This window comes from Pseudomonas sp. NMS19W, assembly GCF_051554255.1.
Taxonomy (GTDB): domain Bacteria; phylum Pseudomonadota; class Gammaproteobacteria; order Pseudomonadales; family Pseudomonadaceae; genus Aquipseudomonas; species Aquipseudomonas kribbensis.
Map to the genome: position 1 here is coordinate 970,573 of NZ_CP136718.1, position 13,751 is coordinate 984,323.

Sequence of the window (13,751 nt, forward strand, 5' to 3'; positions counted from 1 at the left end):
CTTGCATCCTACTCCGTAGATTTTGCGCTGCCAGCCTGCGGCCCGACAAAAGCGCAAGTTTATGCAAGCGCTGGAAGATGGCTGGGACGGACACTGAAACCCAATCGAGGAGTGTCTGCCATGAACCTGTCGTTGTATTTGTTGACCGTACTGATCTGGGGCACCACCTGGATCGCCCTCAAGTGGCAACTGGGCGTGGTCGCCATTCCGGTGTCGATCGTCTATCGATTCGGCCTCGCCGCGCTGGTGTTGTTTGCGCTGTTGCTGCTCAGCCGCCGTCTGCAACCGATGAACCGGCGCGGGCATCTGATCTGTGTGGCGCAGGGCTTGTGCCTGTTCTGCGTCAACTTCATGTGTTTCCTGACGGCCAGCCAATGGATCCCCAGCGGTCTGGTGGCGGTGGTGTTTTCCACTGCGACCTTGTGGAACGCCCTGAATGCGCGAGTGTTCTTCGGCCAACGTATTGCGCGCAATGTGTTGATGGGTGGGGCGCTGGGGCTGTTTGGCCTGGGCCTGTTGTTCTGGCCTGAACTGGCCGGGCATCACGCCAGCCCGCAAACCCTGCTAGGTCTCGGTCTGGCGCTATGCGGCACCCTGTGTTTTTCGGCGGGCAATATGTTGTCGAGCCTGCAACAGAAGGCCGGCCTCAAGCCGCTCACCACCAACGCCTGGGGCATGGCCTATGGGGCGGCGATGTTGTCGGGGTGGTGCCTGGTCAAAGGCATTCCGTTCGAGATGGATTGGACGTCGCGCTACATCGGCGCGTTGTTGTATCTGGTGATTCCGGGATCGGTGATCGGTTTCACCGCGTATCTGACGCTGGTCGGTCGCATGGGGCCGGAACGCGCGGCCTATTGCACGGTGCTGTTCCCGGTGGTGGCGCTGAACGTTTCGGCCTTTGCCGAGGGCTATCAATGGACGGCGCCGGCGCTGGCAGGTTTGGTTCTGGTGATGCTGGGCAATGTACTGGTGTTTCGTAAACCAAAACCCGGCGTTGCAATGTTCGCAAAACCGGTACATTGATTTTAGCTGTCGACTTTCATGACCAGAAAGATAAGAGCCGGCACCAGAAAGTCGACAATACTTTGTGCCCACTTCATGGCATTCCAGTCTTTTGAGCGGTCCATGTCGAACCACTCGTTGCCAATGACCTGAAGACAGAGGTAATAAACAAACAGTGCAACCAGAAACCCAAGTACGGCAAATTTTTTTGCTTCGTGGAACTGCTCTTCCGATGCATTGATGTTTTTTGCAAGTTGATAAGCACCCATCAGGCAGGATGACGTGAAAATAGTCTCCAGCGTCATGATCATCCAGTAGATTCGGTGATGCATCATTTCCGAGTTGATTGAGCGATATGTCAGGTGGCTATTTGTCGTATCCATGCTCAGGATATGGCTTATGTAGATGTAGTTTGAGTTGTAGTCGGTCGCATTGCTGAAAACGATAAGAATACCCAGTATGCCTACCATGAGAACTATTGCCACTTTGCTTCTTCGAATTATTTGAGACGTTGTGAGGCTGTTCATCCACTTTCTCCGCTTATTATGCCCGGCTATTGCCAGGCTGTTTTGCGGGATTCTATAGAGTGCATGACAGGAGAGGGCAAAGAGTCGTTTTCAAGTTGTGTAACTATATCGAGAGTGGAATAGGCCGGAATGTTTTTAAATAAGATCGATATAATCGGGGCCGGACAATACTGTTCCAGCCCCTCATGTATTCAGCCCTTCCACACTTGCGGATTGACCAGGTCCTGTGGCCGCTCGCCGAGCAGGGCGCTGCGCAGGTTGGCCATTGCACGGTTAGCCATGGCCTCACGGGTTTCGTGAGTAGCAGAGCCAATATGCGGTAAGGTCACTGCGTTTTTCAGCTGGAACAATGGCGATTCGGCCAGCGGTTCTTTTTCGTAGACGTCGAGGCCGGCGCCGCGAATGCGGTTGTTCTGCAACGCTTCAATCAGTGCCGGTTCATCGACTACCGGGCCACGGGAGATATTCACCAGAATCGCGCTCGGCTTCATCAGCGCCAGTTCGCGATGGCTGATCAAGTGACGGGTCTTGTCGCTCAGCGGTACCACCAGGCAAACGAAATCGGCTTCGGCCAGCAGTTGGTCAAGGCTGCAGAACTGCGCGCCGAGCTCCTGTTCCAGTCCGGTCTTGCGGCTGTTGCCGCTGTAGAGGATTGGCATGTTGAAACCGAAGCGCCCGCGACGGGCGACGGCGGCGCCGATGTTCCCCATGCCGACGATGCCCAGGGTCTTGCCGTGCACGTCGCAGCCGAACAGCGGTGCGCCGACGCTGGCTTGCCACTGGCCGGCCTTGGTCCAGGCGTCCAGTTCGGCGACGCGGCGGGCGCTGCTCATGATCAGGGCGAAGGCCAGGTCGGCGGTGCTTTCGGTCAGCACGTCCGGAGTGTTGGTGAGCATGATCCCGCGTTCATTGAAGTAGGCGAGGTCGTAGTTGTCGTAGCCGACCGAAACGCTGGAGACCACTTCAAGCTTCGCGGCGTTTTCAAGTTGGGCCTTGCCGAGTTTGCGACCGACGCCGATCAGGCCGTGAGCGTGGGGCAGGGCTTCGTTGAACTGGGCGTTGATGTCGCCGTTCTTTGGGTTGGGGACGATGACGTCGAAGTCCTGTTGCAGGCGTTCGATCATGGGCGGGGTGATGCGGCTGAAGGCCAGGACTGTTTTTTTCATCGCTATGGGCTCGGCTTCGGGGCTTTATTGCCAAGCAAGCTAACATTTCTGTTTTGGGTTGTCTTGGCGGCCTCTGGGCCGACCAGGCTTTTGGGGTTTTGGGTGAATATCCGTTTCTGCGGGTGCTGCCACCGGCGGTTTCGCTCTTACAGCGACTCCCTTTGGCAAACGCCCCAAAGGAAGCAAAGGTCTGGGCCCCTGCGTTCGGCCCCTCGCTTTGGCTCGGGGTTCCTTCGTTCCGGGATTCATCCGGGGGCATCGCCTACGGTTTGCTTCGCTGCACCTCCTCTCGATGCATGCGGCTGCGCCGCACGGTCGCTGCGCTCCCACCCCCGGATGAATCCCTCCACTCAGCCGGCCGAAGGGGCCGGCAAGTCAAAAGCGGTACTCGAGCTAACGCTCATTGTGTTGAGTGGTGGGAAGCCAAAGCCAAAGCCAAAGCAGGTGCGGGATGTGGGCTTTTTAATACCTGAGTTCACCTCGGTATGTCACGTCGGCGTACCTCCCCCAAACAACTCGGTCAGTTCCCTCTCCTCGGGGAGAGGGCTAGGGTGAGGGGTTGGCGCCCTCAACATCACCTCATTTTTCAGGCCAGCCAAATCAATTCGCCACCCGAACCCCCGCCAGACTCCCACTCATTTCATAAGCCGCCAATTCCGCCTGATGCCCCGCCAGAATCTCCGGCAACGACCCACGCAGATACTCGACCCAGGTCTTGATCTTCGCATCCAGATACTGCCGCGACGGGTAGATCGCATACAGGTTCAGTTCCTGTGAGCGGTAGTTCGGCATCACCCGCACCAGCGAGCCGTTGCGCAAACCTTCGATCGCGGCGTACACCGGCAATACACCGACACCCATCCCGCTGGTGATCGCAGTTTTCATCGCGTCGGCGGAGTTCACCAGGAACGGCGAGCTGTTGATGGTGACCATTTCCTGACCTTCCGGGCCGTCGAAGGCCCATTTTTCCAGGGGGATCACCGGGCTCACCAGGCGCAGGCAGGCGTGGTTCAGCAGGTCGCTGGGTTTCTGTGCACAGCCGTTGGCTTTCACGTAGGCCGGGGAGGCGCAGACGATGCTGTAGGTGATGCCCAGGCGTTGCGAGACGAAGCCCGAGTCCGGCAGTTCGCGAGCGAGGACGATGGACACGTCGTAGCCTTCGTCGAGCAGGTCCGGCACGCGGTTGGCCATGGTCAGGTCGAAGGTCACGTCCGGGTGGGTCTTGCGGTAGCGGGCGATGGCGTCGATCACGAAGTGCTGGCCGATGCCGGTCATGGTGTGCACTTTCAACTGACCGGCCGGGCGCGCATGGGCTTCGCTGGCTTCGGCTTCGGCCTCTTCGACGTAGGCGAGGATCTGCTCGCAGCGCAGCAGGTAGCGCTTGCCGGCCTCGGTGAGGGCGATGCGTCGGGTCGTGCGGTTCAGCAGGCGGGTTTGCAGGTGGGCTTCCAGATTGGAGACCGCGCGCGAGACGTTGGCAGTGGTGGTATCGAGTTGCACGGCGGCGGCGGTGAAGCTGCCGGCTTCGGCCACACAACTGAAGGCGCGCATGTTTTGCAAAGTGTCCATGGGGTGCTCTCAAGGGAGATGGCAAATTGTGACACGAAGTTTCAGGGGCTGAGACCCCCGACCAAGGGATTATCTCGTTAACCGTAACAAAGATTCGCAGAAAACCCAGCTTATCGCCGTTCAGGGCGCCCCCTAGAATTGCGCCCACCTCGAAACATCCCCCACCTCAGGAATTCGCAGCAGTGCCGCGTCGCATCAACAGAGCGCTTTTGCCGCTCAGTGTTCTGGCTATTTCGTTAGGTCTCAGCGGCTGCATCGGAACTGGAGGGATTGCCCCGCAGGGCAAGGCTCTGGAGGCCAATGAACTGGCCACCGACGAGGCCATCGCCCACGCCGCCCGTGACGCAAACTGGCCCACCGCTCAATGGTGGCAAGCCTACGGCGACCCGCAACTCAATCACTGGATCGACCTGGCCGTGCAGGGCAGCCCAACCCTGGCCATGGCCGCCGCGCGAGTGCGTCAGGCCCGGTCTATGGCCGGTGTCGCTGAAGCCGCCGAGTCGTTGCAGATCAATGGCGAGTCGACCCTCAAGCGCCACAACTGGCCCACCGACCAGTTCTACGGTCCCGGCGAGCTGGCCAATACCACGACCTGGGACAATAACGCCGCACTGGGCTTCAGTTACGCCCTCGACCTCTGGGGCCGTGAAAGCAACAGCACCGAACGTGCGGTAGACCTTGCGCACATGAGCGCTGCCGAGGCGCGTCAGGCGCAGCTCGAATTGCAGAACAACATCGTGCGCGCCTACATCGAGTTGTCGTTACATTACGCCCAGCGCGACATCGTCGCGGCGACGCTCAAGCAGCAACAGCAGATTCTCGAACTGGCGCAGAAGCGCCTGAACGGCGGGATCGGCACGCACTTCGAAGTCAGTCAGGCCGAAACGCCGCTGCCGGAAACCCATCGGCAACTGGATGCACTGGACGAAGAAATCGCCCTGAGCCGCAACCAGATCGCCGCGCTGGCCGGCAAAGGCCCAGGCGCCGGCGCGCAATTGCAGCGTCCGACCCTGTCCCTCGGCGCGGCGCTGAAGCTGCCGTCGGCGCTGCCCGCCGAGCTGCTCGGCCAGCGTCCGGACGTGGTCGCCAGTCGCTGGCAAGTGGCGGCCCAGGCGCGCGGGATTGATGTCGCGCATGCCGGGTTCTACCCCAACGTCGACCTGGTCGGCAGCCTCGGCTACATGGCCACCGGCGGTGGTGCGCTGGAGTTTTTGACCGGCAAGAAGCTCAACTACAACGTCGGGCCGGCGATCTCGCTGCCGATTTTCGACGGCGGGCGACTGCGTGCCGAACTCGGTGAAGCCTCGGCGGGATATGACATCGCCGTCGCGCATTACAACCAGACCCTGGTCAATGCGCTGAAGAACATCTCCGACCAGTTGATCCGCCGCGAGTCGATGGACAAGCAGCAGACGTTCGCCACCGAGTCCGTGGCCACGGCGCAAAAGACCTACGACATCGCGATGATCGCCTACCAGCGCGGCCTGACCGATTACCTCAACGTGCTCAACGCCCAGACCTTGCTGTTCAAACAGCAGCAGGTTCAGCAGCAGGTACAGGCGGCGCGTTTGAGCGCCCATGCGGAACTGGTGACGGCATTGGGTGGTGGTCTTGGCGCGGGTAAAGACGTGCCGACTGCGGAACAGACCGCCGCACCGAAAACCCCGGCCCTTCTTCAAGCCCTCGACCACTGAGCAAGCCTTAATGACTCCCTTGCCCGCACCTTTGCGCTGGCTCTACTCCCTGGAATGGCGCCGGGGTTTCTTCGACTGGGCGCGCAGCGACGGCGTGACCTGGGTCTACATCTTCAAGGTGTTGATCGCCGCATTTCTGACCCTGTGGCTGGCGATGCGCCTGGAACTGCCGCAACCGCGCACGGCGATGATCACCGTGTTCATCGTCATGCAGCCGCAGAGCGGTCAGGTGTTCGCCAAGAGTTTCTATCGCTTCCTTGGCACCCTGGCCGGGTCGGCCATGATGGTCACGCTGATTTCACTGTTCGCCCAGAACACCGAACTGTTCCTCGGTTCGCTGGCGATCTGGGTCGGCATCTGCTCGGCCGGCGCCGCCCGTTGCCGCAACTTCCGCGCCTACGGTTTTGTGCTGGCCGGCTATACCGCCGCGATGGTCGGCCTGCCGGCACTGGCCCATCCCGATGGCGCGTTCATGGCGGCGGTATGGCGGGTGCTGGAGATTTCGCTGGGGATTCTCTGCTCGACCCTGGTCAGCGCCGCGATCCTGCCGCAGACCGCCAGCGCGGCGATGCGCAACGCCTTGTATCAGCGCTTCGGCGTGTTCGCCTTGTTCGTCACCGATGGCCTGCGCGGACGCAGCAAACCGGAGTCGTTCGAGGCCAGCAACGTGCGCTTCATCGCCGAAGCGGTGGGGCTGGAAGGGCTGCGCAGCGTGACCGTTTTCGAAGATCCGCATATGCGGCGACGCAATGGCCGGCTCAGTCGTTTGAACAGCGAGTTCATGGGCATCACCACGCGTTTCAACGCCTTGCATCAGTTGCTTGAACGCCTGCGCGTCAATGATGAAGAGCATGTCGTGGCGGCGATCAAGCCGGGCCTGCAGGATCTGGCCGAAGTGCTCGACGGCTTCAGTGGCCGAGCCCTGACCAGCCCGGATGCGGCGCGTCTGGTGACGGCACTGACGGCGTACAAGGAAGGTTTGCCGGCGCGGGTGCGCAGTCTGCGGGCGGCCTTCCAGGAGAGTGGGCCGAGCGAGGCCGAGCTGCTGGATTTCCACACCGCGTACGAACTGCTTTATCGCTTCGTCGATGACCTGCACGGTTATGCACAGACCCACGCGTCGCTGGCCGATCACAGCCACGAACGCGAGCGCTGGGACGAGCCGTTCACCCCGCAGACCAGTTGGTGGGCGGCTGCGGCTTCGGGGATTCGTGCCGCGTTCATCCTGGTCGTGCTCGGCAGTTACTGGGTCGCCACCGCTTGGCCGAGCGGCGCGACCATGACCCTGATTGCCGCCGCCACCGTGGGCCTGTCGGCGGCGACGCCGAACCCGAAACGCATGGCGTTCCAGATGGCCTGCGGTACGTTCCTCGGGGCGTTGATCGGCTTCGTCGAGATGTTTTTCATCTTCCCGTGGATCGATGGTTTCCCGCTGCTGTGCGTGATGCTCGCGCCGGTGATCGTGCTCGGTTCGTTCCTCGCCTCACGGCCGCAATACGCCGGTGTCGGCCTGGGGCTGCTGATCTTTTTCAGCACCGGTTCGGTTCCGGACAACCTGACGATCTACAACCCCTACACCTTCATCAACGATTACATCGCCATGGTCATGGGCATGCTGGTCTGTGCGGCGGCGGGCGCGATCATTCTGCCGCCGAACAGCCGCTGGTTGTGGCAGCGCCTGGAGCAGGACCTGCGCGGGCAAGTGGTGTATGCGATCAGCGGCAAGCTCAAGGGCCTGGCGTCGAGTTTCGAAAGCCGTACCCGCGATCTGATGCATCAGGCTTACGGTCTCGCGGCCGGTCAGCCGCAGGTGCAGAAAAAACCTGCTGCGCTGGATGTTCGTGGTGCTGGAAGTCGGTCACGCGATCATCGAGCTGCGCAAGGAGCAAGCGATCCTGCCGGTGCACCCGGCCTATGCCGAATCCCAGCCATGGCGCCAGGCGATCCGGGTCATGGGGCGTTCGCTGGTGCGGCTGTTCCTGCAACCGAATGCGAGCAATCTGGAACGCGCACTCGTCGCCGTCGATCACGCGATCAGCCGTGTCGCCGCTACCGACGAGCCGTTCGCGCCGCATTTCGATACCTCGGCACTGCGGCGGGTGAAAAGCTACCTGCACTTCATCCGCACCTCGTTGCTCGACCCGCAATCGCCCCTTGCTGCCTACGCCATCGCCAAGCCCGAAGGACTTGCCCATGCCTCGTGAAATCGCCTTCCACGGCGTGTATATGCCGACCATGACCCTGATGTTTTTCGTCGCTGCGGCACTGGCCTGGGCGCTGGATCGATTCTTGTCCGGGTTCGATCTGTATCGCTTTTTCTGGCACCCGGCGCTGCTGCGCCTGAGCCTGTTTACCTGTCTGTTCGGCGCGATGGCGCTGACTGTCTACCGTTGAGAACGTTCTGATGAAAAAGTTTTTCAGCCTGCTCGCGACCCTGCTGGTGCTGGCCCTGGCGCTGTGGATCGGCCGCACGTTGTGGGAGCACTACATGAACACCCCGTGGACCCGCGACGGCCGGGTGCGCGCCGACATCATCAACGTCGCCGCCGACGTCACCGGTGAAGTGGTCGATGTGCCGGTACGTGACAACCAATTGGTGAAGAAGGGTGATCTGCTGATGCAGATCGACCCCGAGCACTATCGCCTCGCGGTGAAGCAGGCGCAGTCGCTAGTGGCTTCGCGCAAGGCCACGTGGGAGATGCGCAAGGTCAACGCCCATCGCCGTGCCGATCTGGACAACCTGGTGATCTCCAAGGAAAACCGCGACGACGCCAGCAACATCGCCGACTCGGCACTCGCCGATTATCAACAGGCCCAGGCGCAACTGGAAGCGGCCGAACTCAACCTCAAGCGCACCGAAGTGCGGGCGGCGGTGGACGGCTATGTGACCAATCTCAATGTGCATCGCGGCGACTACGCCCGCATCGGCGAGGCGAAAATGGCCGTGGTCGACATGAACTCGTTCTGGGTCTACGGCTTCTTCGAAGAAACCAAACTGCCTCACGTGCGCGTCGGCGACAAAGCCGACATGCAACTGATGAGTGGCGAAGTCCTGAAGGGCCACGTGGAAAGTATTTCCCGCGGCATCTACGACCGTGATAACCCGGAAAGCCGTGAATTGATCGCCGATGTGAACCCGACCTTCAACTGGGTGCGTCTGGCCCAGCGGGTGCCGGTGCGGATTCACATTGATGAAGTGCCGGAGGGTGTGCTGTTGGCGGCGGGGATTACCTGCACCGTGGTGGTGAAGCAGGACGCTGTGGATCACTGACAGACTACATCGCTGACCGACAGACTCCCTGTCGCCAACGGTGACACTTGAAGCGCGGAGCGCTTCAAGTGCGGTGCATTCAACGAGAATCAACCGGTCTGGCAGTTTCGCCGGTTGTAATCGAGGTTTGCCATGCTAAATCAGACCGAGCAGGCGAAGACCTGGCCATAGCCGACACCCAGGCCAAGGGCGTTACCCGAAATCAGCGTGCGTCCCTTTTTCTGAACCTGCATGCTGGCCGGACGGGTGACCAGATAGGTGTCGAGTTCGATGAAACCCTTCGAACCGAAGGTTGTGTCCAGCACACCCTGTTCATGGAACCTGGCAATGTACAAACGCTTGGAGCCGCCACTGACAACGATCTTTCCATCGTCTTGCAAGTGCGCACAAACCCATTCATTGCCATGAGTCCGGTCAATGCTGGTCAGCAGTGGCAGGCCACCGTTGAATTCGTGATCTGTCGTGCCATCGGCGTTCAAGCCCACCATTAATCCAAAACGTTTTCCAAGGTCATTCGTAGTCGCAATACCAACGGCTACCAACTTGCCATTGGCCTTGGTTAAAACTTCGTGAATGACAACCTGATGATTCTGGATGGTGATATCGGTAAAACCGGCAGTTCCCGGGGTGCCGAAACTGTAATCGAGTTTACCCTTGCCGTTATATTTGGCCACGAAGCCGCACTGGATACCCAGCATCTGCGCACCACCGGCCACCAGGCAAGAGTTGTCATCAGCGTTTTGCAGAGTATGGATTTGAGTCGAAACATAGGCACGGTTTTCTACTTTAACCCGGCCGGACCCATTGAAAGTTTTGTCCAGCTGACCGGTGGAGGTCAGGCGTGTGATATAGCAGGACGAAACTTCGAAACTATCCCAGTAAGTAGCGCAGACCAGAATTTGGCCATCGGCTTGCACGCTGACCTGGCACAGATCAATCTCTAGTTCGCCAACGGGAGAATCGTCAAGAATAACGAGGCCGTTATCACCGAATTGCTGATCCAGAATACCCTCACTGTCATAGCGCTCGACTCCGAGGATCAGGCCCGAAGCTCCGTGTGGGTAGAGGCCTACCAGCATGACGATACTGCCGTCTGGCTGCAGAGCGATTTTGCCTGCGGCGACATACTCGCTAGAAGGGATGCTGTTGGCTGCCAGGCCATCGACTCCAAAAGTGCGATCGATCTGGCCATCGGCGGTCAGACGGGTGAGGCCCCGCAGGCCAATCAGCTCTATTGCAAACTGGGCGCTGACAACAATCTTGTCATTTGTAGTTACTTTGATGTCCTTGATGTGGCGATCGGAGTCAATCGTGTCCGGGAGGTCCATCAAAGTTGCAACGCCATTGAATGCAAAGGTGCGGTCAAGCAGTTTTGAAATGTCCATATAAGTTCTCTTTCTGTCCATGATTAAAGTTGAGTTGCCAACTTTTTAAAAAAGGCGAGCGGTGTTTTTGCTCGCTGAAGATGAACTTATAGTGAGGTCTTTGGTTTGTCTATTTTTATGTTTGTGGAGTTTGTTTTGTGATGTTTCCTGCTTGGTGTTAGTTGTTGTTTAGTTAAGTTTTTTGCTGAGTCCGAATTTTCTGGAGATTATGTGTTGAAGTAAGGCGGTGGGCATCAGGGCGGCGAGTAATGGCAGGGTTGAACTTCCGTTGCCGGCGCGCAACAGTCGTGGCGTGTTTTTTGATTGCACGGCCCGGAGGACGACTGCGGCGAAATCGGCAGCCGGGGTCGGGTGCTCCTGAGAGGCCTTGGCCCGCGCCCGAATGCCTTCACGCAACGGAAACCACGGTGATTGTTCGTTGATCAACTGTTCGGCCTCATGACCGGCATTCTTGGCGAAACTGGACTGAATCGCCCCCGGCTGTACTTCCATCACGCGAATCCCGAACGGCGCCAGTTCCATGCGCAATGCATCGCTCAACGCATGCACGGCCGCTTTCGAGGCGCAATACGCGCCGGCGAACGGCGTGACCAGCACCCCGGAAACACTGCCGATATTGACTACCAGTCCTTTGGCCCGGCGCAGCACCGGGAACAGGGCGCGGGTCACGCCGACAATCGAAAACACGTTGGTTTCGAACTGGCGCTGCATGGCAGGAACACCGCCGTCGAGCAACGGCCCCATGGCGCCGTACCCGGCGTTGTTGATCAACACATCAAGGCCGCCGTGTTGCTGGTTGATCCGTTCGGCAAGTTGTTCCAGCGCTGCATTGTCATTGACGTCGAGTTGCACCGCCGTGAACCCGATGGCGCTGAGCGCCGCGACATCTTCAGCCTTGCGCGCACTGGCCCAGACCTCGTAGCCAGCGCTTTTGAAGGCATCGGCGAGGGCGCGGCCGATGCCGCTGGAACAACCGGTAATCAACGCAACGGGCATGGCGCATTCCTTGTGCAAAGTGTGAGGGGAGGGGATCAGTCGGAGAAACTACCCTGCAATCGCTCGGCGCGAAACTCCAGGGTTTGCGGGCGATAGCCGGGACGCAGCGGTGGCAGCGGCAAGCAGTCTTCCCAGTTGCCGCCGGCCTGCAGTTCGCCGGGGCCGCGATAGCGCGGGGCGGCGTATTGATTGTCGGCCAGATTCACCGTGTCGCCCGGCGCATAAGCTGCAATACGCCAGCGCAGCTCGGTCAGCGGCACGTCGTTGCCGTTGTTCATCTTCAGTTGCAGCGGACGGTCCGCCGGGCATTGCCCGGGTGAATAGCTGATGCGCAACTCGAGCCGCGCCAGTTGCTTGATCTCGCGGTTGTCCAGCCACACCACCCACATCGCCACCAGCCCGAGGCCGACGGCGGCCGCCATGGACACCGGCAAGGCTTTGGCCGGATAGCGCAACAGCAGGATCAGCCAGGTGATGACCAGCAAGACGCCGATGAACATGTCGCGAAACCTCGTGGGCAGGGAAGCTTCATCCTACCTAAGCCTGAATGAGGTTGGCGAAAAAAAAGCCCCCGCCCAACCCACTGCGGATAGGGGACGCAGTGGGGCGGGCGAGGGCTTTTTATTACAGAGCGATCACTGCGCGATGGTTTTCACCGACACGCCGCGTTCGATCGGGGTGGAGCGACCGTAGATATCTTCGAAGCGCTCGATATCGTCTTCGCCCAGGTACGAGCCCGACTGCACTTCGATGATTTCCAGCGGGATCTTGCCCGGGTTGCGCAGGCGATGGACCGAGGCGATCGGGATGTAGGTCGACTGGTTTTCGCAGAGCAGGAACACGTTCTCGTCGCAGGTCACTTCGGCGGTGCCGCTGACCACGATCCAGTGTTCGGCGCGGTGGTGGTGCATCTGCAGCGAAAGGCACGCGCCCGGTTTGACCGAGATGTGCTTGACCTGGAAGCGACCGCCCATGTCCACCGAGTCGTAGGAGCCCCACGGACGGTAGACCTCGCAGTGGTTCTGGGTTTCGCTGCGGCCCTGCTCGTTGAGGGTGTTGACCATCTGCTTGACGCCCTGAACCTTGTCCTTGTGGGCGATCATCATGGCGTCCTTGGTTTCGACCACGACGATGTTTTCCAGACCGATCACCGACACCAGTTTGCCGTTGCCGTGGATCATGCAGTTCTTGCTGTCCTGGATCACCACGTCGCCCTTGCTGACGTTGCCGTTGGCATCCTTCTCGTTGACTTCCCACAGCGACGACCAGCAACCGACATCGCTCCAGCCGGCGGTCAGCGGCACCACGCAGGCGCGCTGGGTTTTTTCCATCACGGAATAGTCGATGGAGTTGTCCGGGCAGCAGGCGAAAGTGGCTTCGTCGAAGGTGATGGTGTCCGGGTCCTGAGCGCTGCGCTCCAGGGTCAGCAGGCAGGTGTCGTAGATGTCCGGATCGTGCTTTTTCAGCTCTTCGAGGAAGCGGCTGGCGCGGAACAGGAACATGCCGCTGTTCCAGTAGTAACCACCGGACTCAACGTACTCGGTGGCGCGTTTGACGTCGGGTTTTTCCACGAAGTGCGAGACGCGGCTGACGCCTTCCGGCAGCAGTGAATCGCCGGTGGACTTGATGTAGCCGTAGCCGGTTTCCGGTTTGGTGGCCGGCACGCCGAACAGCACCATCTCGCCGTTTTCTGCCGCCACGGTGGCCAGGGCCAGCGCGCGTTGCAGGGCTTTCTGGTCTTCGAGGACGTGGTCGGCCGGCAGCACCAGCATCAGTTCGTCGCGACCTTCATTGACCAGCATCATCGCGGTCAGCGCCACGGCCGGCGCGGTGTTGCGACCGAACGGTTCCATCAGGATGCGCTGGCATTCCAGATTGCGGTTGGCCAACTGCTCGTTGACGATGAAGCGATGGTCCTTGTTGCAGACCACGATCGGGGTATCCATGCCTTCGAACACCAGACGCTCGAGGGTTTGCTGGAACAGTGTGTGTTCGCCGGTCAGGGCGAGAAACTGCTTGGGAAACTGCTTGCGCGAAAGCGGCCAAAGACGTGAACCGCTACCACCTGACAAGATCACCGGAATCATATTGTTTACTCCTAAAAATGCAGTTGGGAGCTGCAAGCGGCGAGTTAGAAACAC

11 protein-coding genes and 1 pseudogene are annotated in these 13,751 nt (G+C 60.0%); 5 read left to right on the forward strand and 7 right to left on the reverse strand.

Features of this window, described 5'->3' with window-relative positions; genetic code table 11:
* Positions 1–120 precede the first annotated feature (120 nt).
* A complete protein-coding gene (locus R1A29_RS04270; protein WP_438300742.1) occupies positions 121–1,023 on the forward strand; it encodes a DMT family transporter in 903 nt (300 codons plus the stop codon).
* Positions 1,024–1,025: 2 nt separating this feature from the next.
* On the opposite strand, the gene R1A29_RS04275 is transcribed toward R1A29_RS04270, so the two are convergent.
* The 3 genes from R1A29_RS04275 to R1A29_RS04285 all read right to left on the reverse strand — a co-directional run bounded on the left by R1A29_RS04275 (position 1,026) and on the right by R1A29_RS04285 (position 4,264).
* Complete coding sequence (locus R1A29_RS04275; RefSeq protein WP_438300743.1) at positions 1,026–1,529, reverse strand: DUF2165 family protein; 504 nt, start codon at positions 1,527–1,529, stop codon at positions 1,026–1,028.
* A 191-nt stretch (positions 1,530–1,720) separates the two neighbouring features.
* Complete coding sequence (locus R1A29_RS04280) at positions 1,721–2,695, reverse strand: 2-hydroxyacid dehydrogenase (protein ID WP_438300744.1); 975 nt, start codon at positions 2,693–2,695, stop codon at positions 1,721–1,723.
* 600 nt (positions 2,696–3,295) lie between these two features.
* Positions 3,296–4,264 carry a LysR family transcriptional regulator gene (locus tag R1A29_RS04285; protein ID WP_085711718.1) on the reverse strand — a complete coding sequence of 323 codons (969 nt, stop codon included), beginning with the start codon at positions 4,262–4,264 and terminating at the stop codon, positions 3,296–3,298.
* A gap of 182 nt (positions 4,265–4,446) precedes the next feature.
* Between R1A29_RS04285 and R1A29_RS04290 the strand changes: the two genes are divergently transcribed.
* The 4 genes and pseudogenes from R1A29_RS04290 (at position 4,447) to R1A29_RS04305 (ending at position 9,229) form a co-directional block, all read left to right on the forward strand.
* Positions 4,447–5,958 (forward strand): efflux transporter outer membrane subunit, encoded by a 1,512-nt coding sequence (locus R1A29_RS04290; protein ID WP_438300745.1) that lies wholly within the window; start codon positions 4,447–4,449, stop codon positions 5,956–5,958.
* 10 nt (positions 5,959–5,968) lie between these two features.
* Positions 5,969–8,162, forward strand: a pseudogene (locus tag R1A29_RS04295) (FUSC family protein).
* A complete protein-coding gene (locus R1A29_RS04300) occupies positions 8,152–8,352 on the forward strand; it encodes a DUF1656 domain-containing protein (protein ID WP_003221811.1) in 201 nt (66 codons plus the stop codon). Before R1A29_RS04295 ends, R1A29_RS04300 begins: the two are co-directional and overlap by 11 nt.
* Positions 8,353–8,362: 10 nt before the next feature.
* Positions 8,363–9,229, forward strand: coding sequence for an efflux RND transporter periplasmic adaptor subunit (locus R1A29_RS04305; RefSeq protein WP_438300746.1), 867 nt, complete (start codon positions 8,363–8,365; stop codon positions 9,227–9,229).
* A gap of 140 nt (positions 9,230–9,369) precedes the next feature.
* On the opposite strand, the gene R1A29_RS04310 is transcribed toward R1A29_RS04305, so the two are convergent.
* The 4 genes from R1A29_RS04310 to R1A29_RS04325 all read right to left on the reverse strand — a co-directional run bounded on the left by R1A29_RS04310 (position 9,370) and on the right by R1A29_RS04325 (position 13,697).
* Entirely contained in the window at positions 9,370–10,614 is a 1,245-nt protein-coding gene (locus R1A29_RS04310) for a hypothetical protein (protein WP_438300747.1), read from the reverse strand.
* A gap of 168 nt (positions 10,615–10,782) precedes the next feature.
* Positions 10,783–11,610 (reverse strand): SDR family oxidoreductase, encoded by an 828-nt coding sequence (locus R1A29_RS04315; protein ID WP_438300749.1) that lies wholly within the window; start codon positions 11,608–11,610, stop codon positions 10,783–10,785.
* 35 nt (positions 11,611–11,645) lie between these two features.
* Complete coding sequence (locus tag R1A29_RS04320; protein ID WP_438300750.1) at positions 11,646–12,110, reverse strand: multidrug transporter; 465 nt, start codon at positions 12,108–12,110, stop codon at positions 11,646–11,648.
* Between the two features lie 135 nt (positions 12,111–12,245).
* The gene (locus tag R1A29_RS04325) at positions 12,246–13,697 is read right to left on the reverse strand and encodes a mannose-1-phosphate guanylyltransferase/mannose-6-phosphate isomerase (protein ID WP_438300751.1); all 1,452 of its coding nucleotides are present in this window, start codon (positions 13,695–13,697) and stop codon (positions 12,246–12,248) included.
* Between the last annotated feature and the right edge of the window lie 54 nt (positions 13,698–13,751).